21 protein-coding genes are annotated in these 18,009 nt (G+C 66.3%); 16 read left to right on the top strand and 5 right to left on the bottom strand.

Annotation, left to right across the window (positions count from 1 at the left end; translation table 11 throughout):
- Position 1 precedes the first annotated feature (1 nt).
- Entirely contained in the window at positions 2-1,081 is a 1,080-nt protein-coding gene (locus HNS03_RS05815) for a lytic transglycosylase domain-containing protein (protein ID WP_367193753.1), read from the top strand.
- 113 nt (positions 1,082-1,194) lie between these two features.
- Here HNS03_RS05815 and HNS03_RS05810 read toward each other — a convergent pair whose 3' ends face one another.
- The 3 genes from HNS03_RS05810 to HNS03_RS05800 all read right to left on the bottom strand — a co-directional run bounded on the left by HNS03_RS05810 (position 1,195) and on the right by HNS03_RS05800 (position 4,082).
- The gene (locus HNS03_RS05810) at positions 1,195-1,533 is read right to left on the bottom strand and encodes a hypothetical protein (RefSeq protein ID WP_367193752.1); all 339 of its coding nucleotides are present in this window, start codon (positions 1,531-1,533) and stop codon (positions 1,195-1,197) included.
- A gap of 205 nt (positions 1,534-1,738) precedes the next feature.
- A complete protein-coding gene (gene hemA, locus HNS03_RS05805; RefSeq protein WP_367193751.1) occupies positions 1,739-2,953 on the bottom strand; it encodes a 5-aminolevulinate synthase in 1,215 nt (404 codons plus the stop codon).
- Positions 2,954-3,299: 346 nt separating this feature from the next.
- Positions 3,300-4,082, bottom strand: coding sequence for an enoyl-CoA hydratase-related protein (locus HNS03_RS05800; protein ID WP_367193750.1), 783 nt, complete (start codon positions 4,080-4,082; stop codon positions 3,300-3,302).
- A 165-nt stretch (positions 4,083-4,247) separates the two neighbouring features.
- Between HNS03_RS05800 and HNS03_RS05795 the strand changes: the two genes are divergently transcribed.
- Positions 4,248-5,759 (top strand): 3-hydroxyacyl-CoA dehydrogenase, encoded by a 1,512-nt coding sequence (locus HNS03_RS05795; RefSeq protein ID WP_367193749.1) that lies wholly within the window; start codon positions 4,248-4,250, stop codon positions 5,757-5,759.
- A 551-nt stretch (positions 5,760-6,310) separates the two neighbouring features.
- Here the strand turns inward: HNS03_RS05795 and HNS03_RS05790 are convergent.
- Positions 6,311-6,727 (bottom strand): DUF5330 domain-containing protein, encoded by a 417-nt coding sequence (locus tag HNS03_RS05790; protein ID WP_367193748.1) that lies wholly within the window; start codon positions 6,725-6,727, stop codon positions 6,311-6,313.
- Positions 6,728-7,178: 451 nt separating this feature from the next.
- On the opposite strand from HNS03_RS05790, the gene HNS03_RS05785 reads away from it, so the two are divergent.
- Positions 7,179-7,910, top strand: a complete 732-nt coding sequence (locus HNS03_RS05785) for a peptidoglycan-binding protein (RefSeq protein ID WP_367193747.1) — start codon at positions 7,179-7,181, stop codon at positions 7,908-7,910.
- Between the two features lie 15 nt (positions 7,911-7,925).
- The gene (locus HNS03_RS05780) at positions 7,926-8,261 is read left to right on the top strand and encodes a DUF1491 family protein (protein ID WP_367193746.1); all 336 of its coding nucleotides are present in this window, start codon (positions 7,926-7,928) and stop codon (positions 8,259-8,261) included.
- Between the two features lie 161 nt (positions 8,262-8,422).
- Here HNS03_RS05780 and HNS03_RS05775 read toward each other — a convergent pair whose 3' ends face one another.
- Positions 8,423-8,611 (bottom strand): hypothetical protein, encoded by a 189-nt coding sequence (locus tag HNS03_RS05775; RefSeq protein ID WP_367193745.1) that lies wholly within the window; start codon positions 8,609-8,611, stop codon positions 8,423-8,425.
- A gap of 194 nt (positions 8,612-8,805) precedes the next feature.
- On the opposite strand from HNS03_RS05775, the gene HNS03_RS05770 reads away from it, so the two are divergent.
- The 12 genes from HNS03_RS05770 to HNS03_RS05715 all read left to right on the top strand — a co-directional run bounded on the left by HNS03_RS05770 (position 8,806) and on the right by HNS03_RS05715 (position 17,981).
- Positions 8,806-9,324 carry a YcgN family cysteine cluster protein gene (locus tag HNS03_RS05770; protein ID WP_367193744.1) on the top strand — a complete coding sequence of 173 codons (519 nt, stop codon included), beginning with the start codon at positions 8,806-8,808 and terminating at the stop codon, positions 9,322-9,324.
- Positions 9,325-9,387: 63 nt separating this feature from the next.
- Positions 9,388-9,672 carry a type II toxin-antitoxin system RelE/ParE family toxin gene (locus tag HNS03_RS05765; RefSeq protein WP_367193743.1) on the top strand — a complete coding sequence of 95 codons (285 nt, stop codon included), beginning with the start codon at positions 9,388-9,390 and terminating at the stop codon, positions 9,670-9,672.
- Positions 9,644-9,958 carry a HigA family addiction module antitoxin gene (locus HNS03_RS05760; RefSeq protein ID WP_367193742.1) on the top strand — a complete coding sequence of 105 codons (315 nt, stop codon included), beginning with the start codon at positions 9,644-9,646 and terminating at the stop codon, positions 9,956-9,958. Before HNS03_RS05765 ends, HNS03_RS05760 begins: the two co-directional genes overlap by 29 nt.
- Before the next feature lie 410 nt (positions 9,959-10,368).
- Complete coding sequence (locus HNS03_RS05755) at positions 10,369-10,872, top strand: helix-turn-helix transcriptional regulator (RefSeq protein ID WP_367193741.1); 504 nt, start codon at positions 10,369-10,371, stop codon at positions 10,870-10,872.
- Positions 10,873-11,063: 191 nt separating this feature from the next.
- The gene (locus HNS03_RS05750; protein ID WP_367193740.1) at positions 11,064-11,411 is read left to right on the top strand and encodes a hypothetical protein; all 348 of its coding nucleotides are present in this window, start codon (positions 11,064-11,066) and stop codon (positions 11,409-11,411) included.
- Positions 11,412-12,331: 920 nt separating this feature from the next.
- Positions 12,332-12,871, top strand: a complete 540-nt coding sequence (locus tag HNS03_RS05745; protein WP_367193739.1) for a hypothetical protein — start codon at positions 12,332-12,334, stop codon at positions 12,869-12,871.
- Between the two features lie 61 nt (positions 12,872-12,932).
- Positions 12,933-14,144, top strand: a complete 1,212-nt coding sequence (locus HNS03_RS05740) for a DNA-packaging protein (RefSeq protein WP_367193892.1) — start codon at positions 12,933-12,935, stop codon at positions 14,142-14,144.
- A 304-nt stretch (positions 14,145-14,448) separates the two neighbouring features.
- Positions 14,449-15,624, top strand: a complete 1,176-nt coding sequence (locus HNS03_RS05735; protein WP_367193738.1) for a phage portal protein — start codon at positions 14,449-14,451, stop codon at positions 15,622-15,624.
- Position 15,625: 1 nt separating this feature from the next.
- The gene (locus tag HNS03_RS05730) at positions 15,626-15,814 is read left to right on the top strand and encodes a hypothetical protein (protein ID WP_367193737.1); all 189 of its coding nucleotides are present in this window, start codon (positions 15,626-15,628) and stop codon (positions 15,812-15,814) included.
- A 189-nt stretch (positions 15,815-16,003) separates the two neighbouring features.
- A complete protein-coding gene (locus HNS03_RS05725; protein ID WP_367193736.1) occupies positions 16,004-16,153 on the top strand; it encodes a hypothetical protein in 150 nt (49 codons plus the stop codon).
- 32 nt (positions 16,154-16,185) lie between these two features.
- Positions 16,186-16,728 carry an HK97 family phage prohead protease gene (locus tag HNS03_RS05720; protein ID WP_367193735.1) on the top strand — a complete coding sequence of 181 codons (543 nt, stop codon included), beginning with the start codon at positions 16,186-16,188 and terminating at the stop codon, positions 16,726-16,728.
- The gene (locus HNS03_RS05715) at positions 16,725-17,981 is read left to right on the top strand and encodes a phage major capsid protein (RefSeq protein WP_367193734.1); all 1,257 of its coding nucleotides are present in this window, start codon (positions 16,725-16,727) and stop codon (positions 17,979-17,981) included. Before HNS03_RS05720 ends, HNS03_RS05715 begins: the two co-directional genes overlap by 4 nt.
- Positions 17,982-18,009 lie beyond the last annotated feature (28 nt).

The following is an 18,009-nucleotide window of genomic DNA, read 5'->3' as shown; positions in this document are numbered from 1 at the left end:
AATGCGCGTGCTTCGCCTCACCCTCTGCCTGTTGGTGGGCCTTGCTGCCGGGACGGTCTCCGCGGCCGAGGCGCCGCTGCTGGTCCGTGCCGACGATGGCTTCACGTCGGGGCCGTCCGGCCAGGCGCCAAGCACGGAGAGCGCGGATGAGAACGCGCGGGCGGCGCTTTGCCGATCGCTCAGCGACGCTGCCGCCGCTCATGACGTGCCGTTGGACTTCTTCGTGCGGCTGATCTGGAAGGAAAGCCGCTTCAACCCGAACGCCGTCAGCCCCGTGGGCGCACAAGGGATCGCCCAGTTCATGCCCTATACGGCGCGTGCCTGGGGGCTTTCCAATCCGTTCGACCCGGCCGAGGCGTTGCCGGCGTCGGCCTCGCTCCTGCGCTGGCTGGCGGATCGGTTCGACGGCCACTGGGGGCTCGCCGCCATGGCCTACAATGCCGGTGCCGACCGGGTGCGGGGGTTCCTGGACGGCGGCTTCCTGCCCTACGAGACCCGCGACTACGTCTTCGCCATCACCGGTCGAACCGCCGACGACTGGCGGCTTCACCGGTCCCGCGAGCTGGCGATCGAAGCCGTCGAGATCAACCTCGATCCGCATCCGCCGATCGGCCTCCTTGGGGCCCAGCCGGATTTCGGCGCCGACAAGCCGGCCGATCCACCGTTGCTTTCGGGCGGCGACCCGCCGAGCGGCAACGGGGGGACGATCTCCGTCATGCCGACCCGGCGACCGGCCGACCTCGTGACCGGGCCGGTGGACTGCGAGGCGCTCGTGGTTGCGCTCGGGGAGGGGCGGGCGACGCCGCGGCGTCTGATCGGTGGCGGCTGGAGTCCTTGGGGCGCCCAGGTCGCGGGGCATGCGAATCCGTCGATCGCCATGCGCCAATTTGCGCGGGTTCAGCGCACCATGCCGGCAGAGCTGCGCAGTCGCAGCCCCGTGGTCGTTTCCAAGCGCGTGCCCGGCATGGGACGGCGGCAGATTCATGCGGTTCAGCTCGGTGCGCCGTCCCGCCAAGCCGCGCAAACGCTTTGCGCACGCATCAGTGCGTCAGGCGCGGCGTGCGTCGTGGTGCGCAATTGAGCGCGCTCGGCTCAGACCGGTTCCGCTTTTCTTCCGATTCACGGAGCGGGTCTCGGTTCTTGTTTCGACACGTTTCCGGACGGCCAACCGGTTTCCATGTGGCCTGGGAACGCTCAGTTCGGCTGGTCGGCCAGATCGTCTTTCATCGCGGCCACGGCGAGGTCGAGGGCCTTTTCCGCCTCGGCGTCCGAACAGGCCGGGAAGCTTCGGCGAAAGCCGTACATGAATTCCGAGCGGGCCTTCGGATCGGTTTCGAGGGTCTTGAGGCGGGCGACCAGATCCTGCTTGGCCATCCGCTCCGACAGGGTGTCGAGCGTGGTTCGGATGGCGGAGCGGAGCTCGCCCGCCACCGCATCGACGTCGCATTCCTGGGCCTGTCCGGCATGGCCGACCGCAATCGCAATCGCGATCCCCAGACAGGCACTCGTCAGATACCGCGCCACGGTGCTCATTCCCCTCGTCCATCCCTGCAATCGTCGTCTTCGGCGAATAGAGGTCGCGCGCTCGCCGGTCAATGCGAATAGGCGCATTGTGTGCGTGAGGAGGAGCGTGAGTAACGACGAGTGTGGGTGCCGCCGACGATCCCGGTAGGGGCGGGGATAGCGTTCCGCGCTCGGAAGCCGCCAAGGCCGCGCGGAACGCGCCGAGGAAAAGCGCCTATGCGACCGCGCGAGCGAGCGCGCAACGCGACCAGAGACTTTCCAGCGCGCCGACCAGATGGTCGATGTCGGCGTCGGTGTGCAGCGGAGACGGGGTGATCCTGAGCCGCTCGGTGCCCTTGGGAACCGTCGGATAGTTGATCGGCTGCACGTAGATCCCGTAGGTGTCCAGGAGGATGTCGCTGATCCACTTGCACTTGACCGGGTCGCAGACCATCACCGGCACGATGTGGCTCGGGTTCGCCATGTAAGGAATGCCGATGGCATCCAGCCGCTGGCGGACCTTGCGGACGTTCATCTGATGGCGCTGGCGCTCAAGCTGGCTCTCTTTCAGATGCCGGATCGAGGCGGCGGCACCCGCGGCCACATGCGGCGGCAGCGCGGTGGTGAAGATGAAGCCGGAGGCGAACGAGCGGATGAAGTCGCACAGCGCCGTCGACGCGGCGATGTAGCCACCCACCACACCGAAGGCCTTGCCGAGGGTGCCTTCGATCACGGTCAGCCGGTCCATCAAGCCTTCGCGCTCGGCAATGCCGCCGCCGCGCGGGCCATAAAGGCCGACCGCATGGACCTCGTCGAGATAGGTCATGGCGCCGTAGGAATCGGCGACGTCGCACAGTTCCTTGATCGGCGCGATATCGCCATCCATCGAATAGACCGATTCGAAGGCAACCAGTTTCGGCCGGCCGGGCTCGATCGCCGCAAGCCGGCGCTCCAGATCCTCGGGGCTGTTGTGCTTGAAAATCTGGCGTTCGGCGCGGCTGTGGCGGATGCCCTCGATCATCGAGGCGTGATTCATCTCGTCCGACAGGACGACACAGCCGGGAAGCTTTGCGGCGAGCGTCGTCAGCGTCGCCCAGTTGGACACGTAGCCGGAGGTGAACAGGAGCGCGGACTCCTTGCCATGCAGATCGGCGAGCTCCTGCTCCAGCATGACATGATAATGGTTCGTTCCGGAAATATTGCGGGTGCCGCCGGCACCGGCGCCGCAGCGGTCGATCGCCTCGTGCATGGCGGCGAGCACGACCGGGTTCTGGCCCATGCCGAGATAGTCGTTGGAGCACCAGACGGTGACTTCCGAGGTCTCTCCGTTGACATGCCGCTTCGCGCGCGGGAACTGACCGCGATGCCGCTCAAGGTCTGCGAAGACGCGGTAGTTGCCTTCGCCACGCAGCGATTCGAGCTGGTCCCGGAAGAAGCCTTCGTAATCCATCACACCCTCGATCGGTCGAGCGGAAGAGGGGACCCTACGCGCTCGCACTTCAGACGAGTTCCAATCCAGATCTCGTCTTTAAGGCACGCCGACCGTCAGCGACAGTTGCGGCAAACCCTATCCGTAATTTCCCCGACCCCCGACGTCTCGACCCCGATGTCTTAACCTTGGTGTTCTCGACCTTGGTGTTGAGGCGTGACCCTGGTGCCGAGGGAGAAGGCCGGCCGGCATGGGATGCCGACCGGTCCCCACTAGCACATTTAATTTAGAAGGAATCCAGCGCCAGAATGCAAATCGTAATGTCGCTGCGTCGGTTGGCCACAGCGACCCGCGCGATGCCCGCCGATCACTCGCCGGTGAAGCTCGGTTTCCGCTTTTCCAGGAAGGCGGTCATGCCTTCGCTCTTGTCCTTGCTGGCGAACAGGAGCTGGAACGCCTTGCGCTCCAAGGCGAGACCAGACTCCAACGAGCCGTTTTCCGCCTGAAGAACCGATTCCTTCACCGCCTGGGTGGCAAGCGGCGGCAGGCCGGCGATGGTCTTGGCCATCTTCATGGCCGTCTCGAACACCTCTTCGTCGGGCACGACCTGGCTGACCAGCCCGATCTGGAAGGCTTCCGTGGCGGAAATCGGTTTGCCGAGCAGACAGAGCCGCATGGCGTGGAACTTCCCGACGGCGCGGGTCAGCCGCTGGGTTCCGCCGGCGCCGGGCATAATGCCCACTCGAACCTCCGGCTGGCCGAGCTGGGCGGTTTCGCCGGCGACGATGATGTCGGCCATCATGGCCAGCTCGAGCCCGCCACCGAGCGCATAGCCGCTGACCGCGGCAACGATCGGCTGCGGCGTACCGGAAATCGCCCCCCAAAGCCGTTCCACCCGCCGCTTGGCCACCTCGATCGGGTCGGCGTCGACGAATTCCTTCAGATCCGCGCCCGCCGCGAAGGCCTGGTCGTCGCCGGTCAGCACGATCGCGCGGATTTCGCCGTCTTCGGCCAGGGCGGTGAAGGCATCCGCCAGCGCCCGACGGGTCGCCATGTTAAGGGCGTTGCGCGCCTTCGGACGGTTGATCCGGACGACGGCGATGCCGCTTTCGGGACGTTCGGTCAGGACGGGGGCCTCGGTGTTGCTCATCGCGTTGCTCTCCTCGTTCGCGGTTTCGGCGCGGCAAGCTACGCGCTTTCGTCGGCTCGTCCAGCCCGGTGCGCCCCGGCGACACCGTCGCCTCTTCACCTTGGGTGAAAATCGGATAGGAAGGCGGCCAAGCGAGACGATTTGATGTGGATTGGAGGACGAGCAATGCGCGACGTGAAGGATCCCGAATTCACCGTTGGCGTGGTCGGGGCCGGCGTGATGGGGCAGGGGATCGCCCAGGTTGCCCTTGCCGGCGGCATGCGCGCGGTGATCTTCGATGCTAAGGAAGGCGCAGCGGAAGCCGGGCGCGGCGAGGTCTTCAAGCGCATCGACCGGCTGGTGGAGAAGGGGCAGCTCGACCAGGCGGCCGCCGAGACCCAGAAGGGTCGGCTTTCGGTCGCCTCCAGCCTTTCCGACTTTTCCGGCTGCGACACTGTCGTCGAGGCGGTGGTGGAGAACCTGGACGTCAAGCGCAAGATCTTCGGCGAACTGGAAGGCATCGTCGCCGAGGATGCGATTCTGGCCACCAACACCTCCTCGCTTCCGATCGCTTCGATCGCTCGGACTTGCGCGCGGCCGGGCCGCGTGGCCGGCATGCACTTCTTCAATCCGGTTCCCTTGATGCGCCTGGTGGAGATCATCGAAGGACCGGCGACGGAGCCGGCGGTCGCCGAAAAGCTGGCAGCCCTCGGCGAGCGGATGGGGCGCACCCCGGTCAAGGTGAAGGATTCGCCGGGCTTCCTGGTCAATCTCGGCGGCCGCGCCTACTACACCGAGGCGCTCCGGCTGTTGGACGAAGGGGTGGCGACGCCGTCCCAGATCGACGCCATCCTGGTGGATTGCTGCGGCTTCCGCATGGGTCCGTTCGCGCTGATGGACCTCACCGGCATGGACGTGAACTATCCGGTCTCCATGATCGTCTACGAGGGCTTCCTGAACGATCGCCGGCTGGCCACGACGCCGCATCACAAGCTGCTCTACGAGGCCGGCCGGCTTGGGCGCAAAACGCGCGCCGGTCACTTCGACTACGACGAGAAAGGCAAGCTCACAACGCCGAGCGATGCCGACTATCAGCCCACAGGAATGCCGGCCGCTACGGTGTTTTTGGCCGAGCCGTCGGAAGCGCTCGCTGCTTTCTGCCGCGAGGTCGGCCTGTCGGTCATCGGCGCCGACGACGGCATCAGCCCGATCCTCGGCTATCCGATTGGCGAGGACGCCACCACCTATGCCGTACGTCTCGGCCTGGACGCCCGCCGTCTGGTGGCGGTCGATCTGTCGGTGAACACAGCCAAGCGCGTCACGCTGATGACGGCGCCCGGCGCCGACCATGCCGCGCTGGACGGGGTGGCCGAGGCGATCGTCGATGCGGGCCGGTCGGTAACGGCGATCAAGGATTCGCCGGGCTTCGTGGCGCTTCGGGTGCGCGCCGCGATCGCCAATCTGGGTGCCGCGATTGCCGAAGCCGGCCTTGCCGCGCCGGCCGACATCGACCTCGCTCTCAAGCTGGGCCTCAACTATCCGATGGGGCCGTTGGAGATGGCCGAGGATCTGGGCGTCGCCACCACCCATCAGGTGATGGAGCGGCTGCATGCGATCACCGGCGACGATCGTTATCGGTCCTCGCTCTGGCTGCGCCGGCGCGCGCTGCTCGGCCTGCCGATCCATACGCCGGGTTAAGCGGGATCAGGAAAAGTGGGGACCGGTTTTCCGCCCGGATCCCGCTTAAAATTTGGGTCGATCAACTTGTCCCTTCGGACGCGGTCCGAAGGGGTTGATCTTGGGCGGGATCAGGAAAAGTGGGGACCGGTTTTCCGCCCGGATCCCGCTTAAAATTTGGGTCGATCAACTTGTCCCTTCGGAGGCGGTCCGAAGGGGTTGATCTTGGGCGGGATCAGGAAAAGTGGGGACCGGTTTTCCGCCCGGATCCCGCTTAAAATTTGGGTCGATCAACTTGTCCCTTCGGAGGCGGTCCGAAGGGGTTGATCTTGGGCGGGATCAGGAAAAGTGGGGACCGGTTTTCCGCAGTTTCTTTTCGCTCACGCCAGTGCGCTTCGCGCCCGGCTGCGCGGGCGCGGCCTACCGGCCGGCGCGCGGTCGCGCGCTGGCTTCGCAAGTCGTGAGAGAGGTGGGCAACGGGCTTTCGCCCGCGGACTGCTCGAAATGAAGACCGGTCAACAGGGGCCGAATCGAACAGGGCGCCGATCCGGCGCCCCTGCAATGGACATCGGTCAAACCGGCGGGAGCTTGTCGCCATCGCCCTGCCATTCCGGATCGCGGTCTTCCGGCGTCAGCGTGCCGGAGGAGGACGGATCATATTGCGGCTGAGCCTGCTGGACGGAGGTGTCGTCCTCCGCATCGTTCAAGGCTTCGTTGAGCAGATAGGCCAGGGTGGCGGCCCCGTCGCGCAATTGCGAGCCGATGGCGGAGACCACCGACTTGCCGGCATCGCAGGCGTCGGGCTGGCGCTCGCAGAAGCTAGAGGCATCGCTGACGGCGCCGGAAAGGGCGGCAACCGCCTCGCGAGAGCCGGCCTGGGGCTCGGTATCAACGACGTTGGAGCGGCTCTCCGGTCGTGAAATCACGAACGGCAGCACGAGCAGGACGACGGCGAGCCAGAAGACGGAACGGATGAAAAAACGGATCATGGGTCTTGTCCGATCGTGGTCCAATCGAAGCGGCAGCCCGCAGGCGCGGGCAGGCTTGGGGATGAGCCTGCCATGCGGCCGCTGAAGGTTCGGTTGTCCGGATCGGTCAAATTCGATCGATCGAATCCATGAGGTTTGAGGGGGACGTCGACGGTCAAACATCGCCGACATTTTTCTTGGGTGTGTCGCAGCCCTATTGGAAGTTCATAACAGCCCCTAGAGATCTGCGGGGGTGGTTGAATTCGAGCCTTCGGGTTCAGCGTTCCTTAAGGCGCTGCCGTCACCATTTCGCCGCGATCGGGGGCGTCGGCCGGGCTGGTGGGGCGGAGCTTCACTCAGATGCCGGCCTCTTGCGATCGCCGGGAGGGGATGCGCTTTCCCAAAGTGTGGCTCCCCGGCCACCCCTGAACCGAACCATGCACGCGACAACGACGGAAAGACGACGAGCCCCGTGAGCGCGACCAGGCGAGACCGGACCCGCAGCCAGCCCGAGACCAAGGCCGGCGAGCACGACGACGGCCGCGAGCGCGGCGCGCCAAGGCTGGCTTTGCGCCGCCGCACGCTGGTGGCGATCGGCGGGTGCGTGCTGGTGTTCGGCTTTATCGTGACGAATGCGCTGTTTCTGCAGCCGGGACCGCATCCCGCGCCCTTGTTCGCCTCCGCCCCTGAGCTGCAAACGTCCGCCGACGGGATGGGATCGACCCAGGTTGCCTCCACGACCACGCCGGCAGCACCGGCGCAACCGGCTCCGGCGGAGGCGCCGCCGGACAATCTGGTGGCGGCAATCCAAACCGCGCTTGCCGAACGCGGGCTCTATTCCGGCACGGTCGACGGCATGATGGGCCCCGCCACCCGCACCGCGATCGCAGCCTATGAAACCAAGGCGGGATTGGAGGCGACGGGCGCGCCCTCGGTGGGGCTGCTTGCGAGCCTGTCGACCCCGGCCGAGACCACGCCGCCTAAGCCGCAGGCGGCCGAGCCGTCGCGGGCGACGGTTGAGCAGTTGCAGAAGGCGCTGGTGGACGCCGGCTACGGTCCGATCACCGTCGACGGGCTCTACGGGTCGGAGACGGCCGGTGCGATCCGCCGCTACGAGCTCGATCACGGCCTGTCGGTCACCGGCAAGGTCTCCGGGACCATCTTGAGCCGGCTCGGCGTTGCGCCGGCCGGGCCGGAAGGCTGACGGGCGGTCCGCGGCATGCGCCTCACCTCGTCGATTTGGGTCTCCGCCTATCTGCGCCGCTGCCAGGCGGAGGGCGCTTTCGGCGCGGTGCTGAGCAAGGGCGCGGAAGAGGCGGGCGCGATCTTCCTGAAGATCAATCGGCTCGACGGTACCGTCGACCTCTATGCCCCCGCGCCCCAGGCGCTTACGGCAGAGGGAGACGCCGGCTGGGGCGGGCGCAGCTTCGAGCGGGTTCTCGAACGCCAGCCCGAGGCCGATGCCGACGCCCGCATCGTGCGCGAACGCGACTTCGACCCCGATCTCTGGGTGGTGGAGATCGAGGATCGCGAGGGCCGCGTGTTTCTGGATTGACGCCGGCTTTTTGAGCCGTTTCGGCGTCCGAAGGAGCGGGTCGATTTGCCCGACTGCTGCGTCGCAAAATCTTGAAAACCGGCCGGGTTTCCTGCGCTCTTGCTCCTGGCATTCGACCAAATCGCCTCCGCCCGGACCGTCCGGATTTATGAGTTCATGACCTAGGCGTCGTCGCCATCGGAGCTGAGGCCCGACTGCGGATAGCTGCGCGCGGTCTGGAACACCATGTAGAACGGATCTTCTTCCTCGGTAGCAAAGCCCCAGCTTTCCTCGTCGGCGGCGATCGCCGCGGGAACGAGCAGGTTGGGCGTGCGAAGGCGGCGGGCGGGGATCTCTTCCGAAAAAGACATGATTGGGGGTTTTCCTTCCTGGGACCGTGAGCGCGACGGGCGCGTTCGGCGATCGGCAACTTGTGGCTGATCGCCCCTGCGATCTCTGGCGTGCCTCGCTTGCGCGAGGCTTGATCGAACGCCATACCGCCACACATCGATGGCATCGCTGCGTTGACCGTGTTCCGCACCCGTTTGAAAGAGACCCGACCGCCATGCGCGACCCGCGTGATCCTCTGGACCTTGCCGCACTTGCCGATGGCGCCGCGCCGCCGGACGCGGGCGAGCGGCCGCGCCCGTTTTGGGAGGAAAAGCGCCTCGACCAGATGACCGGCGAGGAGTGGGAGCAGCTGTGCGACGGGTGCGCCCGATGCTGCCTCAACAAGCTGGAGGATTGGGACACCGGCGAGATTTACTGGACCAACGTCGCCTGCCGTCTCCTCGACGACAAAAGCTGCCGCTGTCGCGACTATCCCAACCGCGCCACCATCGTACCCGATTGCATTCCGCTGACCCCGAAGGCGATCGAGGAACTGACCTGGCTTCCGCCGACCTGCGGCTACCGGCTGATTTCGGAGGGAAAGCCGCTCTACTGGTGGCATCCGCTTGTCTCGGGCGACCCGGAGACCGTCCATCAGGCCGGCATTTCCGCCCGTGGCCGGACAATTTCCGAAGAAGGGCTGGCACTGGAAGACTACGAGCGCTTTCTAGTTGATTGGCCGGGGGAGGAGTGAGCGATGTCGCCGGTGCGTGTATGACGTATTGCGTTATATAACGCCTCGCGTTATATAAGGGGCATGATCCGGAGTTTTGCCGACCCCGAAGCCGAAGTGATTTGGTCCGGTCGGCTCAGCCGCAGGCTGCCGCCCGACATTCAGGCTGTCGCGCTCCGCAAGCTCCGCATGATGAATCAGGCGCGTGTCCTGCAGGACCTCCGGGTACCGCCTGGAAACCGGCTCGAGGCCCTCAAAGGGGGGCGCCAGGGACAGCACAGCATCCGGATCAACGGGCAGTGGCGGATCTGCTTTAACTGGACGGACGGAGGACCGAGCAATGTCGAAATCGTCGACTATCACGGCTGAATTGCTGCCGAATCCCCATCCGGGCGAAATCCTGTCGGAAGAGTTCCTTATCCCGATGGGCCTCAGCCAGAACGCGCTCGCCCGCGCCGTTCATGTCCCTCCTCGGCGCATCAACGAGATCGTGCTCGGCAAGCGTGCGATCACAGCCGACACCGACCTGCGGCTTGCCCGCTATTTCGGCGTCTCGGAGGGCTTCTTCCTCGGCCTGCAGGCCGATCACGACCTGATGCAACGGCGGCGGGAGATCGAAACGGAACTGGAGGGGATTGAGCCGCGGGCGGCTTAAGGCTGTCCGACTTGCACCTCCCGGTTGCTGCGGATCAATCTAGGATGAGGTGCAGCAATCGGGGGGTAAGGCAGAGTGTTGACAAGTGTCAACATTGATATCATGTTCGGGTCGGCCGCGTGAGGCGGCCCCGGCATCCGAATAAGGAGATCGAAGCGGCCGTTGCCAACCTCGAGGCCTTGGGATGGGCCTTCCGGAAGCCTGGCGGCAGCGCCCACTGCTGGGGTCGCATGGTCTATCCCTTCCATGATCGGACAGGTTGCCGGATTTCGGTCTATTCGACGCCGCGCAATCCGACGGCGCATGCGGCAGCGTTTCGCCGGGCCGCCAAGCGCTGCGATCACTAGACTTATTTTTTCGCACAATTGTTTCGGTTCGCACGGGCGATTCTCGAAGGGCGGAGAGCCGCGATGAAAAGCTTTTCCTTCACGATCGTGGCGTCCGGCCTGAACCCCGAGGCGGAGGACTTCGAAGACCGCTTTTTCGCAGCGGGATGCGATGACGCAACCATCTCGCTTGTGCGCAGCCGAATTCTTCTCGACTTCGACCGCGAGGCCAAGAACCTGATCCAGGCTGTCGTCTCGGCGGTGCGCGATGTGGAGCGCGCCGGGGCACGGGTCGAACGGATCGAGCCGGACCCGCTGGTGTCGATCTCCGACATCGCCGAGCGATCGGGCCTGACCCGCCAGGCCGTCAGCCTCTACGCCCGGGGCGAACGCGGGGCAGGATTTCCTGCGCCGGTGGCCCGGGTGTCGTCCGACGCTCCGCTCTGGGATTGGGCGGAGGTCGCATCCTGGTTTTGCCGGCGCGGCAAGCTGTCGGCCCAGACCGCCGTGGCTGCGCGGGTCGTGGCGTGGGCCAATGATGGCCGGAGAGCCCCAACGGTTAATTGTGTTCTTGAGGTGGTGGGTTAGGAAGCCTGGCCGCATGAAGTCTCGCGCAGTAGGGGCGACCTGCTTGCCGCAAAGGATAGCGGGGACTGTTGGAACATTTAGGGAACAATGGATTCGACACACAAGCAGTAGGGTCGTATATAATACGGCCCACGACACCTTGTGCCGAGGTGTCGTGGGCCTAAACCCGCCATCCATAGGAGGACCCTCTGATGGCAGATTATTTCGATATTGCCGGTATCGCCGGAAACTACCGCTATTTCATCCTCAGCAACCCAACTAGCGCCAGCATCAAACCGGTCGCCGGCAATTACATGTTCATAAAGCCGGAACAGTACGGATGGGTTCCTGTCTATATCGGGGTTGCTAGCAACCTTTCAGACCGCATACCCAACCACGAGATGGCCACAACAGCTGCGCGAGCAGGAGCTACGCATGTTGCTGCGCACATCAACGCCAATGAGCAAGCGCGATTGGCGGAAGAACGGGATCTGATCCATTGGTGGCAGCCCGTCTGCAATACCCAGCATCGCACACAACGACGCGGGCTTCTGGGTTAGCCGGATCTAGAGCACTTTCCAGGGTGGCGGGGCGCACTGTCAGCGCCGCCACCCGATTGTCGTTTACGGCCTTCATCTGTCCCCTCTAAATTTTTCTCGCGGTGGCGTTTTCAGCATACGCCGCAACGCGTCATCACGACGCGAATCATCCGCGGCCTCCGATCCACCTTTTTCCGATTTGTCACCACCCATTGGGTCGATTCCGCTTTTGTTCCCGATCTTCCACAGTGGATAGTCCGAGTAATAGGTGGATTGCAGCCACTTAGGCTTGCTGCGGGCGCCGACTCGCGCGACTCTCTCATCGCTCTCGCGATGGAGGGGTGCGCGATTCGCTTTGCCGGGCAATCGCACACCCCGTCTCACCGCAGGCCCGAGGGCTGGCGCAACCCGTTACGGGTGCCTTCAGGAGTGACCATCGGCTCCTGTCGTAACGCCTTGGCTAGTGGGGGTGCGGGCTGGTCGCCCAGGGTGCGGATTGCTGACCCCTCCCGCCGGGTTCGATTCCCGGCACCTCCACTAACAAGATGTAAGCACCCCTTTCGGGGTATTTCCAGTCCTTGACGGAAAAATCCGTAAACGCCCGGCCTGTCACGCCAGCGAATCATACTCACGTTCCGGCTGCTTTATCACGTATATAATTAGGAAAATAATCCTTGACAGCGTGACGCTGGTTCGCTAGGGTGCAGGCATCGTCGGACAGGTGCGGCTGAGGCCGGACGGCAGTTCGAGGGTGTGGCCAGTCACTCCGGAGTTTTCGAGAGTGGTGCCGGGGGTGTCCGACGGGCGATACGGTTGTCGTCGGCGGGCGACGACAGATTGCGGGATCATTCAACACATGGCGCGCTTCGGCGCGCCGTTTTCGTTTCGGGCGTGGCGGGTTCCGCCGCGCCCTTTTTGTTTCTGAACACCGGAACACGCCGATGGACGAGCCAAGCTGTGGCAGCGAGCCCGACTGGGCTCAGATCCGCATCGCCTTCGAAGCCGGGCTGACGAGCCAGCGCAAGATCGCCCGGCGCTACGCCGTGTCCGAAAGCGCGATCCGTTATCGAGCCCGTACCCAGGGCTGGGACCGCACGCATCGGCCCGTGCGCGAGAGGGCGACTGGAACCGAGGAAGCCGACGACGCGGCGGAGGCGGTTGAGCTTCCCGGAGCCGGTGCGTCGCGCCGCCGCAAAAAGCCGCCCGATCGGGTGGAGATGATCGCTCGGCTCTACCGGATCTTCGAGGCGCGCATCGCGGCGCTGGAGGCACGGTTCGACCCCGACGGCGGGGCGGAAGCGGAACGCGACACCAAGCTGCTCGCCGCCCTGGCGCGCACCCTCGATACCTTGATCGCGCTCGACCGCAAGGCCGGCAACGACGCGGCGTCCGCCGCGGAGGAGAGGTCCGATCTCGACGACATCCGACAGGACCTTGCGCGCCGGCTTGATCGCCTCGCTCGATCGGCTGGCGGCGGATGAGCGGGCCGCCTTCCTGGCGGACCTGCCGCGCGAGACGGTGGCGTGGCTTGCCCGCGAATGGATGTTCCAGGCGCGCGAGGAGCAGCTGCCGCCCTTAGGCGACTGGACCGTCTGGCTGATCCTGGGCGGACGCGGCGCCGGCAAGACGCGCGCCGGCGCGGAATGGGTGAAGGGGCTGGCGCTTGGCAAAAGCGGGTTCGCGCCCGCGCCGGTCGGCCGGATCGCGTTGGTTGGCGAGACCCTCATCGATGCCCGCGCGGTGATGGTGGAGGGGGTGTCGGGCCTTCTGGCCGTCCACGACAAGGACGAACGCCCGACCTGGCAACCTTCTCGCCGCCGGCTGGAATGGAAGAACGGCGCGGTCGCGGAGCTTTATTCGGCGGAGGATCCGGAAAGCCTGCGCGGGCCGCAATTTGCCGCCGCTTGGGCCGACGAGCTCGCCAAGTGGCGCCAGGCGGAGGCGGCCTGGGACATGCTGCAATTCGCGCTCCGGCTCGGCGACCGGCCGCGCCAGGCCGTCACCACCACGCCGCGACCGATCCCGCTACTCGCGCGGTTGATGGAGGCGCCGGCGACCGCGGTCGCCCGCATGCCGACCCGGGACAATGCGGGAAATCTCGCCCCAGGCTTTCTGGAGGCCGTGGTCGGGCGCTATCGCGGCACCCGGCTTGGCCGACAGGAGCTGGACGGCGAGATCCTAGCCGATCGCGAGGACGCACTCTGGAATCGGGACGCTGTGGAGCGAGCGCGGGTGGACCAAGCGCCGGCGCTCGCTCGGATCGTGGTCGCGGTGGACCCGCCGGCCTCAGGTGGGCGCACCTCGGTGTGCGGGATCGTGGCGGCTGGTCTCGGCGCGGACGGGCTCGGCTATGTGGTGGCCGACGACACGGTGTCGGCGGCGGCCCCCGACGTCTGGGCGGCGCGCGCGGTCGCGACCTATCGCCGTCTGGAGGCCGATGCGCTGATCGCGGAGATCAACCAGGGCGGTGACATGGTGGCCGCCGTGATCCGGCAGGTCGACTCGACCGTGCCGGTCAGAAGCGTGCGGGCCAGCCGTGGCAAGTGGCTCAGGGCGGAGCCGGTGGCGACGCTGTACGCCCAGGGTCGGGTGCGCCATGCCGGAGCCTTTCCTAAGCTGGAGGACGAGTTGTGCGGGTTCGGCCCGGACGGGACGTCGGGCGGGCGCTCGCCGGACCGGCTGGATGCGCTGGTGTGGGCGTTGACGGAGTTGATGCTCTCGCCCGGCGGACGCCCCGCGATCCGGCGGTTTTGAGGGATGGTTCTTTTCCCTCCCGCCGAGTTCGCTTGCGCTCACCGGTTGCGGGCGAGCGCCCTGACCGGGAGGCCGACAGTCGTCGGCTGGTTGGTGCGGTCCGTCCAGGCCGGTGCGGGTTTGGAGTGAAGCGGGATGTCCGATGAGCGACGTACCTCTGCCCAACCGGACAACTCCAACCAGCTGTCGACCGTGCGCCGGCCGATCAAGAGGCGAAGAGCGGAGCGACCGGGGCAAGGAAACAAGCCGCACCCGCGCGCCGGCGAACGAAGTGAGCTCGCGCGAGCGGAAAGAAGGACCAACCATGCTGATCGATCGCTTTTTCAGGCGGGTGGGCGGGACGGCCGCGCCCGAGGCGAAGGCTTCGCGGACCGGGCCGGTGATTGCGGTCTCGGCGGTTGGCCGGCCGATGTGGACGCCGCGTGATTACGGTGCGCTGGCGCGGGAGGGCTACGCCCGCAATCCGATCGTCTATCGCTCGGTCCGGACGATTTCGGAGGCCGCCGCCTCGGTACCGGTGCTCGCCTATCGCGGCGCCGACGAGGTGGAGCGCCATCCGCTGCTCGATCTCATTGCCCGGCCCAATGCCGGCGAGGCGGGCGCCAGCCTGATGGAGGCGATCTACGGCCATCTTCTGGTGGCGGGCAACGCCTATCTGGAAGCCGTCAGCGTCGAGGGGCGGGTGCGCGAGCTGCATGCACTCAGGCCAGACCGGATGAAGGTGCTGCCCGGTGCGACCGGATGGCCGGAGGCATTCGAATACACCGTCGGCGGGCGCTCGGTGCGATTTTCCCAGACCGGCGAGGAGCTGCCGCCGATCCTGCATCTGAAGCTGTTTCACCCGTTGAACGACCATTACGGCTTCGCCCCGATCGAGGCGGCGCAGGTGAGCCTCGACATCCATAACGCCGCCGGCGCCTGGAACAAGGCGTTGCTCGACAATGCCGCCCGGCCGTCTGGCGCGTTGGTCTATTCCGGCGGCGACGGCACGCTGACGGCCGACCAGTTCGACCGGCTGAAGCGGGAGCTGGAGGAGGGCTACCAGGGCGCCCGCAACGCCGGCCGGCCGCTGCTTCTGGAAGGAGGTCTCGACTGGCGGGCGATGGCGCTGACACCGAAGGACATGGATTTCATCGAGGCCAAGAACCAGGCCGCGCGCGAGATCGCGCTCGCCTTCGGGGTGCCGCCGATGTTGCTCGGCATTCCGGGCGACAACACCTATGCGAACTACCAGGAGGCGAACCGGGCGTTCTGGCGCCAGACCGTGCTGCCGCTGGTCGGCCGCACGCTTGCAGCCGTGGGCGCCTGGCTCGGCCCGACGTTCGGGGAGCCCTTGCGGCTCACCTTCGACGCCGACCGGGTGGAGGCGCTTTCGGTGGAACGCGACGCGCTCTGGCGCCGGCTGGAGGCGGCCTCGTTCCTGAGCGACGACGAAAAGCGGGCGGCCGTCGGCTATTCGCCGCGCGGCGAGGCGGGCTGAGGTGGACCCTGTCACCCAGTCGGTCATGGAGCGCGGGGATCTCGCGCACCTGGCCCTGTTTCTGTGGGCCAGTTCGGCGAGCGGGCTCCTGGTCTGGGCGCTGAGGGAACTCGCCCAGTCGAACCGACGCTTCAACGACTTCGTCAACGAGATCGCCCGACTGACGGCGGTATTCCGGGACTGGGAGTAACAACCTCAAGGTTCCGCTCACTCCCGCGAAAGCGGGAGTCCATAGGGCTTTTCGGCCTGCACGTGCCCGTTAGTCCGTTCGACCTCGCCAGCTGCAAGGTCTGTCGCGAGCTCCAGATCCACATCCGTCTCCCCATGGGTTCCCGCTTTCGCGGGAACGAGCGGGAGATGGTGACACCGAGGACACCCCATGCATTCCAAATCCAAAAAGTCGGCGGCTTCCACCGCCGACCACCGGCGCGTGTTTGCCGCCTTCGCCGTCGAGATGGCGCGGCTGATGGCCGAGCGGAGCCAGTTCCGGCCGACCCATGGTCCGCGGATCATTGAGGTCGGGCGATGAGCGGGCGGTCGGGGGCGCGGGACTCTCTGGAAGTGAAGTTTTCACCGGCGCCGCAGCCGACGGTCGCCGCCGACGGCACCTTCTCCGGCTACGCGACCCTGTTCGGAAGGGCGGATCTTGCCGGTGACGTTGTGGCGCCCGGCGCATTTTCGGCAGCGCTCGCCAAAAAGGGGCCAGCCGGACTCAAGCTGCTCTATCAGCACGATCCGGCAGAGCCGATCGGGCGCTGGCTGACGATCGCCGAAGATCGACGAGGTTTGTTCGTTCGCGGCCGGCTCACCAGCGAGACCACGAAGGCCCGCGAGGTTCGGGCGCTCATGCGCGAGGGCGTGCTCGACGGGCTGTCGATCGGGTTCAAGACGGTGCGCTCGCGCACCGAGCCCAAGACGGGCCATCGCCTGCTCCTGGAGGTCGACCTCTGGGAGATCTCGATCGTGACCTTTCCGATGCTGCCCGAAGCGCGTGCTCGGGCCGCGAAAGCCGCGGCGGTCTCCGTCGCAACCGACCGGGCGCGGCTTGCCGCCGGTTTCCGGCAGGCCGCCCGCCGTCTTTCCGAAATGAGGGAGATTTCATGACCGCAACCGATATCCGGGCGCCTGAGACCAAGGCGGCCGGCGACGGCGAGCTTGGCGCCGCCTTCGCCGACTTCATGGGCGCATTCGAGGTCTTCAAGGAGACCAACGACCGCCGGCTCGACGAGTTGGAGCGCCGCTCGGCCGGCGATGTCGTCACGCTGGAGAAGCTCGACCGCGTCGACCGGGCGCTGGACGCCCACAAGGCGCGGGTGGACGAGCTCGTGCTCAAGGCCCGCCGGCCGGTGTTGGGCGGCGAAGGCGGGGTGATCCGCTCCGGCGCTGCGCTGGAACACAAGGCGGCGTTCGAGGCCTATGTGCGTGGCGGCCGCGATCACGACCTGAAGGCGCTGGAGACCAAGGCGCTGACGGCGGCCTCCGACGATGCCGGCTATCTCGTGCCCGAAGAGGTCGACCGCGAAATAGGCCGCCGGCTGGCCGCGATCTCGCCGATCCGCGGGATCGCCAGCGTGCGCCAGATCTCCGGCACCGGCTTCAAGAAGCCGTTCGCGATCTCCGGTCCGGCGGTCGGCTGGGTCGGGGAGACCGACGCCCGGACAACGACCGATGCGCCGACCCTGAAGGAGCTCTCGTTTCCGACCATGGAACTCTACGCCATGCCGGCGGCGACCGCGACGCTGCTCGACGATGCCGCGATCGATATCGGCCAGTGGCTGGCGGAGGAGATCGACCAGGCGTTCGCGCTGCAGGAAGGCGCGGCCTTCATCACCGGCGAGGGCGAGACGGAGCCGACGGGCTTTTTGCACTACGACACCGCGGCGGAGCCCGCCTGGGTCTGGGGCAAGCTCGGCTATATCGCGACCGGCGTCGACGCGGCGTTCCCGGCGGAAGATCCCGGCGACAAGCTGATCGACCTCGTCTACGCGCTGAAGGCCGGCTATCGCCAGAATGCGAGCTTCGTCATGAACCGGCGCACCCAGGCGGCGGTGCGCAAGATGAAGGACGACGACGACGCCTATCTCTGGCAGCCGCCGGCCGTTCCCGGCGGCACCGCCTCGCTGATGAACTTCCCCGTGGTGGAAGCGGAAGACATGCCGGACATGGCCGCCGACCAGATGGCGATCGCGTTCGGCGACTTCCGGCGCGGCTATCTGATCGTCGACCGGCTGGGCGTGCGGGTCCTGCGCGACCCGTACTCCTCCAAGCCTTACGTTCTGTTCTACACGACCAAGCGCGTCGGCGGGGGCGTCCAGGACTTCGACGCCATCAAGCTCCTGAAGTTCGGCGAGAGCTGATTTCCCGCCTGCAAATGCGCTCCCTGCG

It is taken from the genome of Amorphus sp. 3PC139-8, from assembly GCF_040750475.1.
GTDB lineage: Bacteria > Pseudomonadota > Alphaproteobacteria > Rhizobiales > Amorphaceae > Amorphus.
Note: the sequence above shows the minus strand (reverse complement) of the source record. Positions and strands in the feature narration are given on the sequence as shown.